Origin of the sequence: Paenibacillus sp. FSL R5-0636 (assembly GCF_037974255.1) — a bacterium.
GTDB classification, from domain to species: domain Bacteria; phylum Bacillota; class Bacilli; order Paenibacillales; family Paenibacillaceae; genus Paenibacillus_AQ; species Paenibacillus_AQ odorifer.
In genome coordinates, this window is the sequence record NZ_CP150232.1 from 6,230,614 (window position 1) to 6,250,926 (window position 20,313).

General features: G+C 47.2%; 18 protein-coding genes. 4 read left to right on the forward strand and 14 right to left on the reverse strand.

Annotation, left to right across the window (positions count from 1 at the left end):
- The first annotated feature begins 81 nt into the window (after positions 1 to 81).
- Both MKX34_RS28445 and MKX34_RS28450 read left to right on the forward strand, forming a co-directional pair.
- Entirely contained in the window at positions 82 to 423 is a 342-nt protein-coding gene (locus tag MKX34_RS28445) for a hypothetical protein (RefSeq protein WP_076099934.1), read from the forward strand.
- A gap of 10 nt (positions 424 to 433) precedes the next feature.
- Positions 434 to 1,426 (forward strand): 3-oxoacyl-ACP synthase III family protein, encoded by a 993-nt coding sequence (locus tag MKX34_RS28450; protein WP_076137015.1) that lies wholly within the window; start codon positions 434 to 436, stop codon positions 1,424 to 1,426.
- A gap of 75 nt (positions 1,427 to 1,501) precedes the next feature.
- On the opposite strand, the gene MKX34_RS28455 is transcribed toward MKX34_RS28450, so the two are convergent.
- The 6 genes from MKX34_RS28455 to MKX34_RS28480 form a co-directional block, all read right to left on the reverse strand.
- Positions 1,502 to 2,335, reverse strand: coding sequence for a prohibitin family protein (locus tag MKX34_RS28455; protein WP_036680268.1), 834 nt, complete (start codon positions 2,333 to 2,335; stop codon positions 1,502 to 1,504).
- A 105-nt stretch (positions 2,336 to 2,440) separates the two neighbouring features.
- Complete coding sequence (locus MKX34_RS28460) at positions 2,441 to 3,214, reverse strand: hypothetical protein (RefSeq protein WP_076296866.1); 774 nt, start codon at positions 3,212 to 3,214, stop codon at positions 2,441 to 2,443.
- A 192-nt stretch (positions 3,215 to 3,406) separates the two neighbouring features.
- Positions 3,407 to 4,405 (reverse strand): LLM class flavin-dependent oxidoreductase, encoded by a 999-nt coding sequence (locus tag MKX34_RS28465; RefSeq protein WP_076128737.1) that lies wholly within the window; start codon positions 4,403 to 4,405, stop codon positions 3,407 to 3,409.
- A 21-nt stretch (positions 4,406 to 4,426) separates the two neighbouring features.
- Entirely contained in the window at positions 4,427 to 4,909 is a 483-nt protein-coding gene (locus MKX34_RS28470) for an Rrf2 family transcriptional regulator (protein WP_076137019.1), read from the reverse strand.
- Between the two features lie 218 nt (positions 4,910 to 5,127).
- Entirely contained in the window at positions 5,128 to 6,507 is a 1,380-nt protein-coding gene (locus MKX34_RS28475; RefSeq protein WP_256717631.1) for a SulP family inorganic anion transporter, read from the reverse strand.
- Between the two features lie 261 nt (positions 6,508 to 6,768).
- Positions 6,769 to 7,845: a bifunctional 3-deoxy-7-phosphoheptulonate synthase/chorismate mutase gene (locus tag MKX34_RS28480; protein WP_036680279.1), complete on the reverse strand. Its 1,077-nt coding sequence runs from the start codon at positions 7,843 to 7,845 to the stop codon at positions 6,769 to 6,771.
- A gap of 623 nt (positions 7,846 to 8,468) precedes the next feature.
- Between MKX34_RS28480 and MKX34_RS28485 the strand changes: the two genes are divergently transcribed.
- On the forward strand, positions 8,469 to 9,014 hold the full coding sequence (locus MKX34_RS28485; RefSeq protein WP_076296868.1) for a glutathione peroxidase: 546 nt from the start codon (positions 8,469 to 8,471) through the stop codon (positions 9,012 to 9,014).
- A 66-nt stretch (positions 9,015 to 9,080) separates the two neighbouring features.
- On the opposite strand, the gene MKX34_RS28490 is transcribed toward MKX34_RS28485, so the two are convergent.
- The 8 genes from MKX34_RS28490 to MKX34_RS28525 all read right to left on the reverse strand — a co-directional run bounded on the left by MKX34_RS28490 (position 9,081) and on the right by MKX34_RS28525 (position 16,865).
- On the reverse strand, positions 9,081 to 9,422 hold the full coding sequence (locus MKX34_RS28490; protein ID WP_036680283.1) for a 4Fe-4S binding protein: 342 nt from the start codon (positions 9,420 to 9,422) through the stop codon (positions 9,081 to 9,083).
- Positions 9,419 to 11,029, reverse strand: coding sequence for an FAD-binding protein (locus MKX34_RS28495; protein WP_076296869.1), 1,611 nt, complete (start codon positions 11,027 to 11,029; stop codon positions 9,419 to 9,421). The genes MKX34_RS28490 and MKX34_RS28495 overlap by 4 nt, the downstream gene beginning before the upstream one ends.
- A 159-nt stretch (positions 11,030 to 11,188) precedes the next feature.
- Entirely contained in the window at positions 11,189 to 12,247 is a 1,059-nt protein-coding gene (locus MKX34_RS28500; protein ID WP_051491116.1) for an ABC transporter substrate-binding protein, read from the reverse strand.
- Positions 12,248 to 12,294: 47 nt separating this feature from the next.
- Positions 12,295 to 12,627 carry a ferredoxin family protein gene (locus MKX34_RS28505; RefSeq protein ID WP_036680289.1) on the reverse strand — a complete coding sequence of 111 codons (333 nt, stop codon included), beginning with the start codon at positions 12,625 to 12,627 and terminating at the stop codon, positions 12,295 to 12,297.
- The gene (locus MKX34_RS28510; protein ID WP_036680291.1) at positions 12,624 to 14,231 is read right to left on the reverse strand and encodes an FAD-binding protein; all 1,608 of its coding nucleotides are present in this window, start codon (positions 14,229 to 14,231) and stop codon (positions 12,624 to 12,626) included. The genes MKX34_RS28505 and MKX34_RS28510 overlap by 4 nt, the downstream gene beginning before the upstream one ends.
- Before the next feature lie 24 nt (positions 14,232 to 14,255).
- Positions 14,256 to 15,143: an ABC transporter permease gene (locus tag MKX34_RS28515; RefSeq protein WP_036680293.1), complete on the reverse strand. Its 888-nt coding sequence runs from the start codon at positions 15,141 to 15,143 to the stop codon at positions 14,256 to 14,258.
- A gap of 35 nt (positions 15,144 to 15,178) precedes the next feature.
- Complete coding sequence (locus MKX34_RS28520; protein WP_036680294.1) at positions 15,179 to 15,982, reverse strand: ABC transporter permease; 804 nt, start codon at positions 15,980 to 15,982, stop codon at positions 15,179 to 15,181.
- A 106-nt stretch (positions 15,983 to 16,088) separates the two neighbouring features.
- Positions 16,089 to 16,865 carry an ABC transporter ATP-binding protein gene (locus MKX34_RS28525; RefSeq protein ID WP_036680296.1) on the reverse strand — a complete coding sequence of 259 codons (777 nt, stop codon included), beginning with the start codon at positions 16,863 to 16,865 and terminating at the stop codon, positions 16,089 to 16,091.
- Between the two features lie 326 nt (positions 16,866 to 17,191).
- On the opposite strand from MKX34_RS28525, the gene MKX34_RS28530 reads away from it, so the two are divergent.
- Entirely contained in the window at positions 17,192 to 20,083 is a 2,892-nt protein-coding gene (locus tag MKX34_RS28530; RefSeq protein ID WP_339203941.1) for an S-layer homology domain-containing protein, read from the forward strand.
- The last annotated feature ends 230 nt before the right edge of the window (positions 20,084 to 20,313 follow it).

Here is a 20,313-nt window from a genome sequence, read left to right on the forward strand (position 1 = left end):
AATAGTCTTAGATAAATAGGTTTTTTTATCCTATTCATCAAAATTTTTCTTAGATAAAACTTAGGAGGAGATTAATCAAAAATGGGAAACTTCAATTTCGCCACAAATGCTGCAGATCAAAAACTGAATGTACAAGTCGAAGGAACTATGTCGCCAGAAGATGCAGGACGTTTCATTAATGAGTACAACCAAATCATAAGTGCATTCGACCCCAAACAATATGAGATTATCCTAGATTGCAAGACATTGAATGTATCCTCAAAGGACACACTTCCCATGCTTGAGCAATGCTACATACTGTATAAACAATCCGGATTTAAAAAAGTAACCTTTATTATTGCCAAAAGCCCTGTCCTAAAAATGCAGTTAAGCCGAGTGGCACGGGCAACGAAATTAGAAAATTACGAAATTATTGAAGCATAGGAGGCGCCATTTGGGACATATAGCGATTCGCCAAGCTGCTTATTACCACCCAGAGCATATCGTAGATAACGAATATTATCTGAAGCATTTTCAGAGTATGGGCAAGGACATCAAACGATTCCTAGAAGTCATGGGTCGCGACCGGAGATACATCGTAAAAGAACAGGGTGAAAATGCTCTGACGATGGGATTAAAGGCTGCCCAAAAAGTGCTTAGCGAAGCGAATTTGCAAGGTGAGGATATGGACATGATCATGTTCGCTTCACAGACACCAGAGTACACCTATCCTACCAATGCACTTCTCCTACACCGTATGCTTCAAGGTAAACACCGGACCATTACGCAGGATTCCAATGCTAACTGCGCAGGAATGGTCTCCGCCGTGGAGCAGACAAGTCGTTATATGCAAGCCAATCCCAGCATCAGGTACGCACTCGTCGTAGGAAGCGACTACAGCTCAGTGAACTGCAATACAGATGATGAAATTACTTACCCTAACTTTGGGGACGCCGCAGCAGCAGTGATTCTGGAGCGCAGCAACGAGCATGCAGGCTTCATAGATTCCCTTTATTACACCGATTCTGAGGGCTCCGAGAATATTATGTTCCCGGCCTGCGGCCTGTCGAATATTTATCAAGAGGGTATGACCCCAGAGCAGATTCGGATACGTTGGACCCCTTTTGACGGTACAGTGTGTGTGGACGCGGCTATAGCGGATATGAAGGAGCTTCTCTCACGCAACGGTCTGACTACGGATGATATCTCAGCATTCTGCCTTTCACAATTCTCACTGAAAAATATCGAGCTCATCCAAATCGGACTTGGGCTCACCGCAGAAAAGTTCATCTATGTAGGCGACGAGTTCGGCTACACAGCCACAAGCAGTCCTTTTATCGCTTTTCAACGCGGAGTCGAGGACGGACGAATCAAACGTGGCGATTATGTCTTCTTTTGGTCAGTTGGCGCTGGCTGGCAAATTCCTACGATGCTTTATCAATATTAATAGTATAAAAAGCCCTACTTCTATAGAAGTAGGGCTTTTTCATCAGAGGAAATAAATCAGAAACCCAATAATGAATTATTTAGTCAGGGATTGAACATCCACAAAAGGTGTGGCTCCCCCTGTTACAGATGGCAGCACGCCGTTCCATTTTTCCAGTGCTTTCTCCTGAACCTCAATTTGCTTCAGCTGCACCAGCTCAGGTGTAACCTCTTGCTTCTTAAGTCTTAAAGATTCGGCCTCTGCTTGCGCCTGGGCAATTTTTTGCTTCGCTTCAATTTCAATCCGCCGGAGATCATTTTCCGCCTTCAGCGCCTGCTGCTGGGCAACCTGCTTTGCTTCAATCGACTGGTTAAACGCCTCCGAGAATTTAAAGTTAACGATGTTAATATCGTTGACGATCAGGTCATATTTTGCCAGCCTAGCGGTTAAGTGCTCACTAATCTCACTTGACACCACATCACGACGCGTAATCAAATCCTCTGCTGGATATTTGGCTGTTACTTCTTTAACGATTTCTTGAATAGCCGGATTGATAATTACACTATCAAAATTACCTCCGATATTGTTCATCAGATTAAAGGCCGAAGCCTTATTTACGGAATAGTTCACCGCCACATGTGTGGACACAGGCTGAAGATCCTTTGAAGAGGCTGAAGTATCGGTCTCCGCCTTCGTTACCTGTGTATTGACCTGAATCACTGTCTGAATAAAAGGGATTTTAAAATGAATGCCGGGTGACAATGTATTGTCATTTAATTTACCAAAGGTTTTGTATAAACCTACATGCCCATATTCCACAGATACAAAAGAGTTCGCGCCGATCAACAATACAATGAGCACCGCTGCAATACCGCTGACTATTTTCCCCGGACGCAGCTGTTTCAATTTCGGATTCATTTGCATATTCATCCAATACCCCTCCTAGATTATGGATAATCATTCAAGCTTAACCGTCTATACGGAGGTTTAGGGTAAATGGTCGCAGGAAATATTTCAACAGCAATGGTCATGGCGTTACCGCTCTGGGATCAGTCCTTCTACGGTCAACCGGAATTTTTTGCTCTGCTTGTCCCCGATATTAGAAGCTTCATATATTCCTTCATCCGTTAGCACCACGGAGTCCGCCTTTAAAGCATCATTAACGAAAGTTATCTCAGCGTGATCAACATTCCAGCGGTAAATGTAGGCACTCATCGGATTTCCATGTGCGGCTACACCCTCAAAAGATCCATCCTGATCAACATCCAGCTCTCTGGAATGTCCGGTATCAATTTGCAGCAAACCCGAGGGGTTACCGCTCTCGTCGATTAAATAATAGTTACTGAGCGAGTTATTTACTCCTAGTCCTCCAGTGATTTTCAACACCTTTTCGCTAAACAGCCGCACTACTTCTACCTTGATATCCTCCGGTTGACGATAATTATAAGTTCCTATCGCCCCTAGACTGTATTGCCCTTTGGAAGTAGAAGTTCTGGCATACACATAGTCTTCGTCACTAGCCATCGTATACACACTCACTTTGACTCCTCCGAAATCTTCCAGCTTCTTCTCTGTAATCAAAGTAGCGCCTGTAGGTGGAGCAATTAGTTGAGAGACTACGGGGATTGTATCCACCAGCTTCCACTCTAGCTTAATGAGATTTGCAGCGGTGTCCGTTGGCTTCGGTCTTGAGGTGTGGTAGTCGTTAGCCGATTGAAGGGAGGATGGGTCCACCTGATGTTGGCAACCTGCCAGCAGATTCATTAGAAACAAGGCTGTCAGCGTAACGGATTTATGTAGAGGAAACATCCTTGATCACTTCCTATCCTCTTTTTAAAATTAAATCTTTCATTAATCATAGATGAAGTTAGGCATTCAAATGTTACTTTTAGGAGGCGGTAGGGTTAATTTATTGTCTTTTGAGGGGATGCGCCGATCCAAAAGCTAAATTAGCATACAAAAAACCCGCATCAAATGCGGGTTAAGGTTAGCTATCCAGAATCAAGAGCCTAGCAGTTCACGCGCCAGTAGTCGGTAAACCTCTAGCCGTTTCTCCTGCGAATGTGGGATGCTGCATATCATTGCTTCTTGGAATCCATATTGTGCTTGTTCTTCTTGCAAACGTACGGCGATGTCTTTAACCGCACCAACCAAATGAATCTTGCGCCCTTCCTTGATTGACATCCGGTCAATTTCCGATAACGAAATGTTCTGAGCTTCTTCTGGTGTCAGCACCTGAGTAATCCGGCCCTTACTCATCATCAACCGAAAAATATCCTGCGGTAATGCTTCATACTCAGCTTCTTCCTTTGTTTCTGCTGTGGTCACCATATAAGATACACTGATCTCTGGTTTGTCCATAAAGATAGAAGGCTGGTAGTTATTCCGGTAATGGTCCAAAATCTCATTACTCATCGCACCATTAAAAAATTGTGCGAAGGAGTATCCGACTCCCATTTGTGCAGCTTTTCGCGCACTATTGCCGCTCGAGCCTAACAACCATACTTCAGGGAGCGCCACTTTCGTTGGAGCAGCGAGATTTTTGGCATATAGCTCATCTTCCGGAATCTGATCACTAAGCAGCTGCATGGTAATGCCAAGCTTGTCATACATATTATGCAGCATTAACTCGCGGCCTTCAGATAAAGCGTACATGGCGCTTGTATCGCCACCAGGAGCTCGTCCCACACCAAAATCAATTCTCCCCGGGGAAAAAGCACTTAACGTTTTAAATACTTCAGCCAGCTTAAGCGGAGAATAATGCATCATCATTACACCGCCGGTGCCGATTCGAATACGGTTGGTCTTGGCGGCTAAACGGGCAGCCGTTACTTCCGGAGCTGAGCTAGCAAATGTATTTCCGCCATGATGCTCTGCCATCCACATTCTGCTATATCCCAGCTCATCTGCTAAAATAGCCAGTTCTTCTGCTTTGTTCAAGGCACCTTCCGCAGTGTTGCCGCTTGTCACGGGTGCCTGATCCAATATGCTTAATCTCATGCGAATACATCCCTTCTTTGGTCAGATGACCATTTTATTACTGACCCATTCCTCTAAGGCTGCAATCTTATCTTTAAAGCGTTCACCACGCATTTCCTCCGACAACGAAGCAATAGTCTCCCGCTTTAACACGGCTTTCCAAGAGGATTCAGCTTCTTCCATCAGATTCGATAGCAGGCAGCAGCTGTCTTCTTTTTCTAAATCCAACATGTCTACCAGAATACCATTCGATGAATACAGCGACTGCTGGCCTTCCACCGCGAGGTAAACGTCATATACACGAATATCTTCAGGGCTTTTCTTTAATTTAAAACCGCCTTTAATGCCGGGAACAGACGTGATGATGTCTGCAGTTACCAGCTTTCTTAACAGTTTTTGAAAATAGGTCGCCGATGCTCCAAGCTGCTGGCTAATCGCTTCCCCAGACAACACCGCCTTATCCGGCAGCATGTTGAGTAGAACCAGTGCATATACCGACTGCTCTACCCCTGTTTTCATATGCATGCATAGCACCTCGATTTACGTAAATAGTTTGATACAAACTGTAGATAATACCGTCCGCGTATAAAGAGGATAAACATTATCCACTTTATACTTTATATTATTTTAAACCCAAAGTAAAACCTTGCTGGCCTTTTCTTTCAGTTAATATCTGCTATAAAAAAAAGATCACGCATACAGCGCAATCTTTTTTGAGGGTATCTGTTATTTTTTTGTATATCCTACTGTAATGATAATCCCACCCGCTGAACCAGCTGTGAGCTCTGGTCGTTAAGTCCAGTAATGGTGACTTTTTTGCCATGCTCGGCGTATTTACTCATCGTCTTCGCTATGGCATGGACTGCGGACTGGTCCCACACATGGGAGTGTGAAAAATCGATAATAATATGATCCGGATCGCTATCGTAGGCGAATTCATGAATGAAGTGGCTTGTCGTGCCGAAGAACAGCTGGCCGGAAACCGCATATGTTTTGGAAGAGGTCGCTTCCTGAACAGTTAGGCGGATCGAAGCTATTTTCCAAGCAAACGTTAAAGCACTTAGCAGAACCCCAAACAAAACCCCAATAGAAAGGTTGTCCGTAACCACCACAGTGACCACCGTCACAATCATAACCAGCGCATCGCTTAGCGGAACACGGGTTAAAGTTTTGAGTGAGCCCCATTCAAAGGTGCTGATACAGACCATTATCATTACCCCGACGAGCGCGCCCATCGGGATCTGCTTCACCACATCGCCAAGTACGATAATTAGGAATAATAAAAAAACCCCTGATACAAACGTGGACAAACGCGTGCGTCCTCCTGACTTCATGTTAACCATCGATTGGCCAATCATCGCACAGCCTGCCATCCCTCCGAAAAAACCAGTGACTACATTCGCAAGCCCCTGTCCCTTCGCCTCTCTGTTCTTATCACTACCTGTGCCCGTAATATCGTCTATTAAGGTGGCAGTCATCAGGGATTCCAATAGCCCAACTACGGCCAGCGAAAGTGAATATGGCAAAATAATAAGCAGCGTATCCAGCGTGAACGGGATTTGCGGGAGATGGAATAGTGGCAAGGTTGCTGTAATATTCCCCATATCACCTACGGTTCTTACGTCCAGATGAAGAGCGATGCTAAGAATAGAAACAATAACAATCGCTACAAGTGCTGAAGGTATGGCTTTGGTAAACCGAGGAACCGTGTAGATAATAAGCAAGGTCAGAGCTACCAGTCCGTACATCACCCAGCCTTGTCCTTTAAAATGGGTAAGCTGTGCCATAAAAATCAGTATCGCCAGCGCGTTGACAAACCCTGTCATGACCGGCTGTGGCAAAAAGGTGATAAACCGCCCCAGCTTTAGCATCCCCATCAATATCTGAAACACACCAGCCAGTACAGTTGCCGCGAACAGATACTCTATTCCGTGTTCTAGTACGAGGCTTCCGACTAACAGAGCCATAGCTCCCGTAGCCGCCGAGATCATTCCGGGTCTGCCTCCGGCAAGTGCCGTTACAATCGCAATGCAAAAAGAGGCATATAAACCAACCATCGGACTTACTCCCGCCAGGATCGAAAAAGCGATCGCTTCAGGAATCAGCGCAACGGCTACGGTCATCCCCGATAAAATATCGGTTCGAGTGTTAGAAAACCACCCATTATTTAAGGTAAGCTGCTTCAAAATCTAATTTCCTCCTGTGACTATTAAAATGTGTAGATCTTTTGTCAGAAAAGACCCGGGGCCGGTGCAACGCTAATGTTGCTTATTGTACTCGACCCGCCTTCACCTTCACAAAAAGATTAGTTAGACTTGTAAGCGCTTATACACATCATTTTCTAGCAAATCCTTAAAATATCATGCAAATTCTATATTTCTAGATTACCGGTACAATCCGGAAGCCTTCACTTCATTAAAGAAGGTGTTGAATTCATCAATATTCAGCTGCTGAGCGGCATCAGACAATGCGGTTGCAGGATCAGGATGCACCTCCACCATAATGCCGTCAGCTCCAGCTGCGAGTGCGGCTTTCGCACATGGAATAAGGATGTCTTTGCGGCCTGTCGAGTGAGTTACATCAACCAGTACTGGCAAATGACATTCCTGTTTGAGAATGGGCACTGCTGAGATATCAAGCGTGTTGCGGGTCGCTTTTTCATAGGTACGAATTCCACGTTCAATCAGCATGATCTGTGTGTTTCCACGAGACATGATGTATTCCGCTGCATGGATGAATTCATCGAGTGTGGCAGCCAATCCACGTTTCAGCAGCACCGGCTTGTCGACTTCTCCGACCGCTTTTAGCAGCTCGAAATTATGCATATTACGTGCACCGATCTGGATGATATCCACATAATCAAGGGACTCTTCAATATGTCTTGGATCTACAATTTCGCTGATGGTCAGCAGTCCATATTCATTTGCTGCTTCTCGTAATATTCTTAAACCGTCCATTCCCAGCCCTTGGAAATCATAAGGTGAAGTCCGAGGCTTGAAGGCACCGCCACGCATTACACGTACTCCGGCTTTTTGCAGGGCGGCAGCTACGGTGCGAGTCTGCAGTTCACTTTCCACGGAGCAAGGACCGGCTACCATCAGTGAAGAAGCACCGCCAACCGTTACATCCCCCGGCAGAACAATCACTGTATCCTCTTTGTGGCTCTTGCGGGCTACCAGTAAAGTTTTTTTATGATCATCTGTTTGTAAGTCCAGAGAAGCTGAGAAAATTTGTTTGAAGAGGCTACGGATCGTCCCGTTAGTGAAAGGGCCTTTGTTGCTCGCTACGAGCTTATCCAGCATCTGTTTTTCCCGTTCTGGATCAAATTTAGGGACACCTTGTTTTTCTTTAACTACTCCAATCTCCTGAACAATCTTAGCCCGCTCGGAGATCAGCTCCAGCAATTGCCCATTAATTTCATCCAGACGACCTCTAAGAACATCCAATTCCACGTTACTCATTACCCTTCCACTCCCTCTTTTTGTTATAATTTGGAACGCAAAAAGGCCCCCCGTCGCAAGGGACGAGGAGCCGTGGTACCACCCTTATTTAGAATTAACCCGAATACTAGCACAAAGGAATAGAATCTCATGTTCCCCTGACTAAGAATTAATTCTGTCTTTCACCCGGTAACGCGGGGCGCGGGCCTCCCTACTCATACCTGCCACAACCTGTGACAAACTACTTCAGGGGCCGACTCGGAAGTGAACTTCGGCATTAATCGTCTCATGAGGGTGCTCTCAGTCTCCGGCACGCCTTCCCTGTTAAGATCCGCTATAATGCTTACTCTCTTCGTCATAGTCCTTATCTATGTCAGCGCGGCTTTTGCGCTGGTTTCTGCTATCTTAATCAAAAAACGTTCCCGATGCAAGATAATAATGGAACGCAGAGTAGCTTTAACGCAATAAATTTGTTTGACTGATCCATACCCATTATCTATCCTATTCCAACCTGGCAATTACGGTTCCAATTCCTTCAAGCTGTATTGTTTGACAGCGATAATTGAATTGTTTACAATTTAATTATTATAAATATTTCCTGTTCTTTTTCAAAAAGCATAGATAACTGAAGGGATGTAGCAGCCATGAGCATTTATCAATATTCAGCACGCAGTATTCGGGGAAAAGATATCGAGCTAGAGCAATACAAAGGTAAAGTGCTACTGATAGTGAATACAGCAAGTAAGTGCGGATTTACCCACCAATATTCAGATCTGCAAAAGCTCTATGAACGGTACGAGGAACGCGGCCTCCAAATTCTCGGCTTTCCTTCCAATCAATTTGGAGAGCAAGAACCCGGCAGCAATGAAGAGGTTAATGTATTTTGCCAAATCAATTACGGGGTAGCCTTCCCACTCTTTGAAAAGGTTGACGTAAAAGGCGAAGCTAAACACCCTCTTTTCACCTACCTAACAGAACAGGCTGGATTTGAAGGGTTCGATATCAACCATTCTTCAGGAAAGCTGCTGCAAAGCATGCTTGAAGACAAAGATCCAGAGGCTCTGAACAATGACGAAATCAAGTGGAACTTCACTAAATTCCTGATTGATCGCGAAGGCAATGTTGTCACTAGATTCGAATCTACGGTGGACCCGCTGGATATTGAACCAGCTATCGAAGCCCTGCTGTAAGTTTCTAATATATGAAAAATCCGCCTAGCTTTCGGGCGGATTTTTTGGGTTTAAGCCTCTGCTTATTCATGTACGGTACTGCTCGGTAAACACTTCAAAATAAGGAGTCGTATCCCTCTCCGCCATCGAACCATTCGCACCTGGTCCCCAGCCGATTTCAGCACGCCAGCTTCCCAACGCGCCTGACTGGATTAACGCCTCCTCATTTACACCGATCAGCTGATCCGCCTGTGGTGCCACGTATAAAGCATCTACAGGACAATAAGCTTCACACATGAAACAGGTCTGGCAATCTTCCTGACGGGCAATGACCGGAATCTTCCCCTGCATTTCGAATACGTTCGTCGGACATACTTTCGTACACAGCTTACAACCAACACAACGCTCCAAGCTGATTAATTCGATCATATCGCTTGCCCCTCCTTCAGCGCATTCAGTTCATGAGCATGGGGCACAGCCTCTGTACTGATGCTTATATGTTGAATACCGGATAAGATCAGCCGGTGAGTCTGGCGCGGATCAAGCTCCGGATATTCCGCTAGCTTTTGCAGTCCGCGGGTCTCTTTCCGGGCGAGTGCCGCGGTGTACATCCACCTGCCGACCGCGAGCATAGCCGCGGCTTCACGCGATTGCACGATGCCCTGAACGCTGGCAGGAGCCTGCCCGTTCAAATAGGGCATCAAGGCATTCAGCCGCTTCAAGGCTGAAGAAATGCCTAGCTCGCTGCGGAAATAATTGATCTGCAGCGGCAAGATTTCACGCTGGATTGCCGCGATTAGCGGCTTCACCTCCAGCGTTTCCGAGGCATCGGCGCCAGCCGCCAGCCCGTAGCGTCCCGCTGCGGTCAGCTTGCGGCTGTTCGCCTGTCCTCGGCAGGACAGCGCATGCTGTGCGGCTCCCTGTCCAGCCCAGCTTCCGCTGCACATGGCCCAGGAAGCGTTATAAGCCCCGCCGCCGGAGATGGCGCCGGTCACTTTCTCGCGAGATGCGGCATCTCCGGCCGCATAGAGTCCGGGCACGGTCGTCTGGCAATCCGTGCCGCTCAAGCGCAGACCCCCAGTGCCGCGCATCGTGCCCTCATAGCGCAGGGTGAGCGGGAATTTCTGCTTAAACGCATCAATTCCCGCCCGCTCCAGCGGCATAAAGAAAATCGGATGCGCTTTGCGCAGAAAATCCTGTTTCTCCGCGGTGTCTGCCAGATCCAGCGAAGCGTAAACCGGACCCTTCAGCATCAGCTCAGGAATGCTGCCAAAGGTCCGGTCCCCTCTATGCAACGGATGACCGTCCGCATCATAAAGGGTGGCCCAAGCCAGCATGCGGCCACGTGTTACGGTTCCGTCCGCAAAGCTTGGCGCGTATTGGCGGCTGAATTCCATGCCCGAAAGATCAGCTCCCACCTCTGCGGACATCAACAATCCTTCCCCTGTCAGCACGTTGCAACCAAGGCCTTTGCTGAGAAAAGCACAGCCTCCGGTAGCCATCACAACGGCATTAGCCTTCACTTCCCATGACTCTCCTGTCAGGCGGTTGATCCCACGCGCTCCACCGACACCGTGTTCATCGTGAAGAAGTTCCAGCGCTGGTGACTGATCAAGAATTGTGACCCCTGCTTTGCGCACAACTTTTCGCATAATCCGCATATATTCTGGTCCATGGAGATGGGTACGCAGTGAGTTTCCTTCTTCATCCTTCGGAAACGGATACCCCCACTGCTCCACTTGAGCCAGGTTCTGCTCTACCTGATCCAGCACCCGGTGAATCCAAGCATTCTCCGATAAATATCCGCCGGCCTTAAGTCTGGCCTGCACTGCCTGCTCCCGCAGCTCGGCAATGGGAGGGATCACGAGCAACGTTGTTCCACCCGGTGCAGTTGCGCCACTTGTGCCCAAGTAGCCCTTATCCGCCAGGACTACCTTTGCACCTTGCGAGGCTGCACTCCATGCCGACCACGCCCCAGCAGGACCTCCGCCAAGCACGAGGACATCCACTTTCATTTCCTTCTTAAGCTGCGACATCTTTTTTCCTCCTACACCATTAGCTGAGTTAGTTGAACTTAAAAATCACTAAAGGGAGGAGTGGCGGAGAGGCGGCCGAAAGTCCAAACATTCACCGCAGTCACTCAATTACCTTTATAGAAGAATCTTAAGTTCAATTAAAGCAGCCTTTAAGCAACTTTATTTCAACTGCCAATCGCTAATATTGAAGTCTTTTTTCGCTAACTTCTCTTCGACGAGGAAGTTTTTGGTACCTTCCAGCAGCTTTGTTCCTTCATCAGTGAACGCAGTATCCTTGATATCACTAATCGGATTCACTTGCTTCGCCAGCTCAGGCGTTGTATCTCCGATTTCAGCCAGAAATTGATAATACTCATCCTCATGCTGCTTCAAGTCTGCCAAGGCCTTCTCTCTAGCTTCGTTCCATGCCTTCGGAAAATCAGGGAATTTCGCCAGATAATCCTCAGACACAACTGTTGCGCTAGAACCAAGCAGGTTCGGGTGCTTCGAGGCATCATCCAAGTGAGTGTATCCTTGGTCAATCAGCTTCAGCGCAGGAACGCCTAGATTTGTTGTAGCATCTACATCTCCACGGGCTAAAGCTGCGGTAGCATCAGGAATGAGCATATGCACGAGTTTGTAGTCGGTTACTCCTTCTTCCTGTAGTAATCCAACAACATAGCGGTGCATGAAGGAGCCCTTTTGAATTGCGATAGTCTTACCTTGCAAATCTTTCACCGTCTTGGGCCCATCCTTCTTGCCGATCAAATAACCGATCGTGTTCGCGGAAGATTGTGAAATCAGACGGGTCTTGGCTCCAGAAGCGTAGGCAATAATAGCAGGTGTATCTCCAAGGCTGCCGATATCCAGCCGACCACTAATCAAGGATTCTGTCTGATCCGGACCGTTTGGAAAGCCAGTAAGCTTCACTTCAGTAATGCCGTATTTCTTCAACTCTTCTTGAATAATCCCTTTATAAAAGCCCCAACCCTCTGCGCCGCCAGGCACATTCAATTTGTTGGAACCGATAAACCCAAAGTTCAATACCGCTGGAACATTGCTCGTGGCCTCTTCTCCCGCCTTCTCCGTATTTGATCCCCCGGAGGCAGATGCTCCATTGCCGCCCGTATTATTTCCGCAAGCCTGAAGCACCAGCATGGCCATCATAATTGTAGTTAAAAGTGCAAACCGAATCTTCCTTGAACGTTTCCCTTGAATCTCTCTGTACGCTTGTTTCATTGTTTCTCCCCCTAGGTTTATGCTATTTATTTAAATCTTAATCAAGCTCAGAACCCTGCCCTCGACGCCAATTTATACATAAAGTCATGGCTTGCCACCGGCTGCCTGCCCTTACCCCAGCCTACTTTTTCACGATAACCGCCAAGGAGTCCCTGCTCCTGAAGTTCCGCTTCTGTCACACCAATAATATTCTCTGAGTCTGGTGCAACGTAGAGAGCATCGACAGGACAATACAGCTCACACATAAAGCAAGTCTGGCAATCGCTCTGCCGGGCAATAACAGGAATGCCATCCTCTACCCGTTCGAAAACATTAGTCGGGCAGACAGATACACATTGGTTGCACTCTACACATCTGGCAGCGCTGATCACCTCAATCACGATAGAACACCCTCCTTAGCCACGGCTTCCGTCTTCACCCATACCTGATCTAATCCGCCGCTGATCAAACGATGATGCTGGCCATGATCTGTAGCCTTGAAATCCTCACGCTTATGCATGCCTCTCGTCTCTGTACGAGCAAGTGCAGAATTGTACATCCAGCGGGCTGTTGCGGTCATGGCTTCGGCTTCACGTGCCTTGACCCCTTCTGGCGTGCGTTGAATTTCGCGGCTTCGTTGCTCTTTCCACAACCCATCGAGACGATCTAGTGCAGAAGTCAGCCCTTGTTCTGTCCGGAACAAATTGATGTCATACGGCTTCACCTCAGCCTGTACAGCAGACACATACTCTGCCGTTTGGGCCGCCACTCCCGGCTTCACTTCCTGATGCACCAGTGGTGATGATGATAAGCCGACTGGACTACGCTGCGCAGCGTGCGACCCCAGACTCTGTGCATAGACAGCAGCTCCTTCACCAGCAAAAGAACCCGAAGACATCGCCCACGCCGCATTATGGCTGCCTCCGCCAGTAAAACCTCCGCAAATCAGCTCGCGGGTAGCAGCATCTCCTGCCGCGTAAAGTCCGGGAACACCTGTGCCGCAGCTTTCATCTGTAATATGGATGCCACCCGTCCCCCGAACCGTGCCTTCGAGCCGCAAAGTAACCGGAAACGCATCCTTGAACGGATCAATTCCCTGGCGGTCAAAAGGAAGGAAAAAGTTCGTCTGCGCCACCCGCAGCAGCGGTCTTAAATCCTCTGGTGCCCCATCCAGCTTGGCGTACACCTGGTTACCTGCCAACAGATTCCGGGCAATTACAGAACGGCCTTTCTTGGAACCGGCTCCCTCCACAATGCTTCCATCCTCATAATAAAAGCTGGCATAGCTGTAATACGCCGTCTTGGTCACCGAAGAGAACGTAGGGCAGATCGCATAGGCATTGGAGAATTCCATGCCGGACAGATTCGCCCCAGCCTCAGCAGCGAAGAGATATCCATCTCCGGTCAACACGTTGCAGCCAAGTGCCTTGCTTAGGAAGGCGCAGCCTCCGGTAGCAATGACGACTGCTCCTGCCTGAACAGTCCAGGTTTCTCCACTCTGGGTATGAACTCCAGCCGCTCCAGCTACGCCATGCTCATCCGCCAGGAGTTCCAAAGCTGGGCTGTGATCTAGAATTTTAACGCCTGCCTTTTTCACCAGCCTACGCATTAATTTCATATATTCCGGTCCTTGCAGACTTCTTCGGAATTGATTGCCCTGCTCATCTACAGGGAATGGATAACCGGAAACACCCAGCTTGTTCATATTGGCATAGGTTTGATCCAGCACCCGGTCCATCCAGCGAGATTCAGCCAGCTGACCGCCAAGCGCATAACGACTTGCTTTTGCCTCTTTTCGGAGCTTCTCATCCGGCTTCACATACCAGACTCCCGTTCCCGACGGTGCCGTTGCCCCACTTGAACCGCAGTACCCTTTATCTGCAAGGATTACTTTGGCCCCCTTCGCTGATGCAGTAAGGGCTGCCCACGTTCCTGCCGGACCTCCTCCGATAACGAGCACGTCTGCCACCAAATTCACCGATCCTTTTTTCACCGATCCACTCATATGTTCAAGACCTCCTCAGTTTGTTTAGCCTTCGTAACTATCGCGCCAGAACAGGAACTTTCGTTCAATAATCCGGAACAAGGAATCGATCAGCTTACCGACAATTGCGAAAATAATAATGCCTACGAATACAACCTCTGTATTAGAGTTCTGCTTCGCCTCATTGATAAGAAACCCAATACCTGACTGTGATCCAATAAGCTCTGCTACAACCAAACCAATCCAAGCAACAGCCAGCGACAACCTTAGCCCTAACAAAATTCCGGGCAGCGCCGCCGGGAGTATAAGCCTGCGCAGCTTCTGATATGGACTGAATCCTAATACCCGAGCTACTTCGAACAATTTATTGTCCACATTGCGGATGCCCATAAACGTATTAATATAGAGCGGAAAAAAAGAGCCTGTCATAATGATCACAACTTTAGATATCTCTCCAAACCCGAACCAGAGAATAATGAGCGGTGCTATAGCCAAATGAGGAACAAGCCTAAGCACTTGTACGCTAGGATCGAGTACATATTCCACACTGCGGAACAAGCCAGTCAGTACGCCGAATAGAAGACCCAACACACCTCCAATAAGAAATCCGATGCCCGCCCTACCCATGCTGACACCCAGATGATGAGTTAACTCTCCAGTAACCAACAAGTCGGTAAAAGCTCTTGCAATCGAAAGCGGAGTCGGCAAAAAGGTTGCTGAGACCAGCCCCGTACTCCCTGCCAGCTGCCAAAGGACTAACGTCACCACCGGGATAATTGCACCCATTCCCCAATCAGAGAGCAAGGGTTTCCATGCAACTTGTATTGCGGGTTTCTTCGGTGTCTTCTTGGATAAAGGAGCTGTGCCGCTGCTATCCAGCGTTTCTCTGGCTCTTTTAGTATTTTTGATAATAGCTTCTACTCCATCGCTCATGGTGCATCCCCCTTTTGTTTAATGAGCGTTCAAGGTTATCCGCGATAACTGTCTTGCCATCTCAACAACCGTCGTTCAATGTAACGGACAATGGAATCACTCAACAATCCAGCTACGGCAAAAATAATAATTCCCACGAACACCACTGGAGTGTCCGCGAATTGACGCGCATCGGACATCATGTATCCAATGCCTGAGGTAGATGCAATAAGCTCTGCCACTACTAACCCCAGCCAAGAAAGCCCTAGAGAGAGACGAACTCCAAGAATAATGTTCGGCAGCGCTGCTGGAAGTACTAACCTGCCAATCTGCTTCAACCGGCTGAAGCCAAGTACCCGGGAAACTTCAAATAGCTTGTTATCCACGCCGCGAATTCCCATGAACGTATTAATATAAAGTGGAAAAAAAGCTCCCTTAGCAATCAATAGCACCTTCGACTCCTCACCGATCCCGAACCATAAAATGAACAGCGGTACTACCGCCAGACTGGGAATCATACGGATCATTTGCAAGGAGGGATCTAACAGCTTCTCCGATCTGCGGAACAGACCTACGAGAAGTCCTAACAGCAGACCCAGTCCACCACCTAGCAGGAATCCAGAAAAAGCTCTGATCAAGCTGATCCTAAAGTTCGGCCACAAATCGCCTGAAGCCGCTAAAGTTACAAAAGATTCCGCAATCGTATACGGCGTAGGGAACAGCATCTCCGAGATCATTCCATAATGCCCGAGCGTCTGCCACAGAATCAGCACACTGCCCGGCAGCAAAAGACCAAGTCCTAGTGTTGCCACCTTTCCGGGTCTTCCGGAAGTTCTTATGGCTACAGCCCGATTTGTCATACTTTGAACCCACCTTTTTTCAGCTTTACAATCACTTTAAATAAACAGAAAGAGACCCTCGAATAGTAATGTCTTCGAAAGTCTCCATGGGTATGGTCGACCTATTTTATATTCCGGCTCCGTCTGTAAGCTCTAGCTCATCTACCTTTTCAAAATAATTCAACACCTTCAAACGCAGCTCTTGAAAGGAGGTCGTTGTTTTTTTCCGTGGATACGGTAAATCTATCGGTACAATTTTACGTATTTTCCCGGGACGCGGCTCTAGAATCACTACCCGATTACCCAAGAACACAGCCTCATCAATATCATGCGTCACAAAAATCATGGTTGTTTGGTTAGCCCGCCAAATGTCCAGCAATACCGTCTGCATATGGGCCCGAGTGAATGCATCCAGTGCACCAAACGGTTCGTCCAGCAGCAGTATTTTTGGATTGCGCAGAAGTGCACGAGCTATTGCTACCCGCTGGGCCATCCCTCCCGACAACTCGCGGGGATAAGATTTCTCAAATCCATTTAGCTTCACCAGATCAATCAATTCATCGACCTTCCGCCTGACTTCCTTGTTCCCTAGCGGTAAATCAGAGGCAATATTCTTCTCAACGGTAAGCCAGGGAAAGAGGCGATGCTCCTGAAAAATAAAACCCTTATCGATCCCAGGACCCCCAATCTCCGCCCCTTCCAGGGTGACGCTGCCAGTGTACCCGCTATCCAGACCGGCTACGATGCGTAATAGTGTACTTTTTCCACAGCCGCTGGGGCCGATGACTGTAATAAATTCGCCCTCCTGTACATGGAGATCTACATTATGGAGTGCTTGAACATGACCACCGGCAGACTCAAAACGTTTATTTAGGTTCGAAATAGACAGCAACGCTTCTCCCACCTTGACCCCTCCTTTAATCTGTATGGACAAAAAAACAGAGGCATTGCGTTTTTACATTCGCAATACCTCTGTAGGAACAGTCGGCAATCATTATTCAAAGTAAATCAATTGGAATTATAATATTTAAAATATCATCGATTTTATAAGCTGTCAACAAAAAACAAGCCCTTTTATGGAACAGAAGTGGAGTTATTTCTAGTTCATAAGTTAGAAAAGCAATGAATTAAATCACTTTTAGTAGGATGAAAGTATTAAAAAACCTAACTTTTGCGTCGATATAATGAAGTAAGCTTATGACAAATTGGTTCTAAGGAAGGGGCTTTTGCTTGAAAAGCATATCATTAAAATGGGGAGCAACACTTGTTGCCCTTAACACCTTGTTCGGTGGTACCCTCTACGCATCTGCAGCTGAAATCACTCCACCGTTCTCTGATTTAACCGAAATACAACAGACGAAAAGTGCCGCAATCCTCGAGGCTGCTCGTCTAGGCTTGCTTAAAGGCGATCCCAACGGACAATTCAGACCCACTGCGACAATGACTCGCCAAGAGCTGGCAGCCATTTTAGCGAAGACCTTAAAGCTAGATTCCTCAGTAAACTCCGCTTCTTCCTTTAGAGACGTATCTGATTCCAGTTGGAGTGTGTCCGCTATTGAGGCTGTTAAAAAGGCAGGATTTATGGAGGGTGATCTTACAGGTAATTTTAATCCATCCAGACCTGTAACTAGAGAAGAGCTTGCAGTTATATTTGTACGTGCCATCCGCGGAACTGGAGCGCAAGGCGGACAAGCCAACAAGGTTAAGGACGAATCCACAATTAGCAATTGGGCAAAAGAGTATACCGATGTCGCATTACGCCTTAAACTTATAGACTCTCCCGAAGATATGTTCAGCCCCAAAGGTACTGTTCAGCGGCAGGATATGGCTTCTTTTCTGCTGAATATTTTTAAAGAAGAACAACAAACTGCAACGATCGACAGTATAGATGGGGATTTCGTAACGATCAATGGCACGCCTTACCTCATTGAAGGTAAACTCAAAGAATTAATGGGTGATAACAACCATGATGCTTTAAGAGGAGCTGTCCTTAAGTTCAATTCCTTGAATCGTCATGTAGATGGTTTGCAAGAGCTTGAAATTGTACAAAAAGGGGTTCAACTAAATACCTCCGGCTTACCCTCCGGTTCTTTGCTCAATATTTCTGGAAATGATGTTGTTATTAAAGGCAATGTTACCGGTGATTTGAAGATTAAAAATGGCGTTTCGAGTATAACTTTTCAGGACCAAATTGGGCAGATCATTGTGGATTCTATAACTCCAGTTACTATTCATGGTAGCGGTTCCCTGCAAACCTTAAAAATAGTTGAAGGCGGCGCTAAGATCACCATCGATCCCTCCTTGTCTATTCAAAATCTGCAGTTGCCTGGCAACAGTCTGCCTTCACATTTCATAACAAATTACACAGCCATTCAAAATAATATCCAAACGGTTCAAAATACATCTGGAGCCGTTGCTCCTGTGTATACTTCGTCCACGTCTGCTAACGCCGTGAGCGATCCGACTCCTGAGCCTACTCCGGCACCGACTCCTGAGCCTACTCCGGCACCGACTCCTAGTCCTACTCCGGTAGCGACTCCTGAGCCTACTCCGGCGCCTACTCCGAGCCCTACTCCGGCAGTGACTCCTAGTCCTACTCCAGTCGCGCCTCCAAGCCCTACTCCGGCAGTGACTCCTGAGCCTACTCCGGTGCCGACTCCTGAGCCTACTCCGGTGGCCACTCCTAGTCCGACTCCGGTCGCGACTCCTGAGCCTACTCCCGTAGCGACTCCTAGTCCTACTCCGGTAGTGACTCCTAGTCCTACTCCGGTGCTGACTCCTGAGCCTACTCCGGCGCCGACTCCGGTGAACCATGCACCAGTCGCGCAAAATAATATTGATCCAATATCTGCTCTGATCACAAACGGTGTCCAAAACGTCGACATCAGTAATGTGTTCATTGATCCGGACGGCGACCCGCTTACATTCGCAGCTGCATCCTCTGACGCTAGCGTTGCCACTGTATCTGTAAATGGGAATCATCTCAACCTTGTGCCGGTCAATTCAGGTACGGCCATGATTACAATAACAGCAATGGACGGCCAAGGTGGCGTTAACACTTCTACTTTTGTATTCACTGTAACGTCTAATCAGCCACCAATTGCGATATCTGGAATCACTACTCAACTCTTAACACCAGGTATCACGGCACCACGTATATTTGATCTGGCCCAGCTTTTTCAAGATCCAGACAATGACATGCTTACTTATTCAGCTTCTATAGATAACGTAAATGCTGGTACACTTAGTATTAATGGCAACACTCTAACGGTAACTCCGGCAGCTAATAGTTCAGCGAGTGGTTTAGTGACCCTCACAGCAATGGATAATAAAGGAGGTTCAACCACCTCAACTTTCACCTTGATTACAGCCCAGCTTGTAAACAACGGCTTTGTGCCAATAACCACCAAGCAAGGTGTGTCCAATATTTCCTTCGATATTTCCAAGCTGATTCCTAATCAGAGTCAATTTAAAGTGTATACAGAAAGCAGCACAGGTTCATTGAGCGCACCTGCAACTCTGAATGGAGCTATATGGAATGGTCCTACAAGTCCAGGAACGGTATGGATAGTAGGTTCTGATGGCAAAGCGGTTGTTTTATCTATAAGTGTGGCTTCACAGGGCACCTCCGAGCTATTCTTCTCAGAGTATCTGGACGGCGGTGACGGCAGAATCGCAGTTGAGCTGTACTATAAAGGAAATGGTAATCCCGCAGGAAAAGCAGAAGGTTACACCCTTGAAGTCCACCAATTTATGAAAGCCACCCAAACCAAACAGGTTTATTCCCGGCCACTATTTCCTGTATCTGTAGCAATGCCTTATATGTTTATAGATTCTACTTTTGGGGACGCATTTGATTTAATGAATATCTCCTATTACAATGATGAGCTGAGTCTATATAATCCAAAAACATATAATATTACAGCATTAGTACTGAAGAAAAACGGCCAAATCGTAGATGTTCTCGGTGACCCTACCTCTAATCAGCAATTCCTCTCCACAGGTGGAACTATTGTCCGTAAATCTGGTATATACACTGGATCACAGCAGTATTCACTTGAGGGCGAGTGGAATCAATATCCCAAAGGAAGTTACCAGTATTTTGGAAGTCATACTCCTTAAGCAGCCCTTTCTAATGTAAAAAACAAGCAGGCAGTGAGCCTCCAGATATTGGAGAATCACTGCCTGCTTGATTATCTGCATTGCGTAGCGTTAAGTCGACTTTGGGTAAACCTCGGAATAACTCCTCCGGATCCCCCCGTATATTTTATATCGCCGAATCTAGATCAAATCTTTGATTTAGTTGCATTCTGTACACTTATTTCGTATAAAAAAGGGGGTGTCCTGAATAT

Bases quoted from the DNA above. Each gene is read 5' to 3' on its own strand.
- MKX34_RS28445 (WP_076099934.1), top strand. From the start codon at position 82: ATGGGAAACTTCAATTTCGCCACAAATGCTGCAGATCAAAAACTGAAT.
- MKX34_RS28455 (WP_036680268.1), bottom strand. From the start codon at position 2,335: ATGAATATGCAAATGAATCCGAAATTGAAACAGCTGCGTCCGGGGAAA.
- MKX34_RS28460 (WP_076296866.1), bottom strand. From the start codon at position 3,214: ATGTTTCCTCTACATAAATCCGTTACGCTGACAGCCTTGTTTCTAATG.
- MKX34_RS28465 (WP_076128737.1), bottom strand. From the start codon at position 4,405: ATGAGATTAAGCATATTGGATCAGGCACCCGTGACAAGCGGCAACACT.
- MKX34_RS28470 (WP_076137019.1), bottom strand. From the start codon at position 4,909: ATGCATATGAAAACAGGGGTAGAGCAGTCGGTATATGCACTGGTTCTA.
- MKX34_RS28475 (WP_256717631.1), bottom strand. From the start codon at position 6,507: ATGACCGTAGCCGTTGCGCTGATTCCTGAAGCGATCGCTTTTTCGATC.
- MKX34_RS28480 (WP_036680279.1), bottom strand. From the start codon at position 7,845: ATGAGTAACGTGGAATTGGATGTTCTTAGAGGTCGTCTGGATGAAATT.
- MKX34_RS28485 (WP_076296868.1), top strand. From the start codon at position 8,469: ATGAGCATTTATCAATATTCAGCACGCAGTATTCGGGGAAAAGATATC.
- MKX34_RS28490 (WP_036680283.1), bottom strand. From the start codon at position 9,422: ATGATCGAATTAATCAGCTTGGAGCGTTGTGTTGGTTGTAAGCTGTGT.
- MKX34_RS28495 (WP_076296869.1), bottom strand. From the start codon at position 11,029: ATGTCGCAGCTTAAGAAGGAAATGAAAGTGGATGTCCTCGTGCTTGGC.
- MKX34_RS28500 (WP_051491116.1), bottom strand. From the start codon at position 12,247: ATGAAACAAGCGTACAGAGAGATTCAAGGGAAACGTTCAAGGAAGATT.
- MKX34_RS28510 (WP_036680291.1), bottom strand. From the start codon at position 14,231: ATGAGTGGATCGGTGAAAAAAGGATCGGTGAATTTGGTGGCAGACGTG.
- MKX34_RS28515 (WP_036680293.1), bottom strand. From the start codon at position 15,143: ATGAGCGATGGAGTAGAAGCTATTATCAAAAATACTAAAAGAGCCAGA.
- MKX34_RS28520 (WP_036680294.1), bottom strand. From the start codon at position 15,982: ATGACAAATCGGGCTGTAGCCATAAGAACTTCCGGAAGACCCGGAAAG.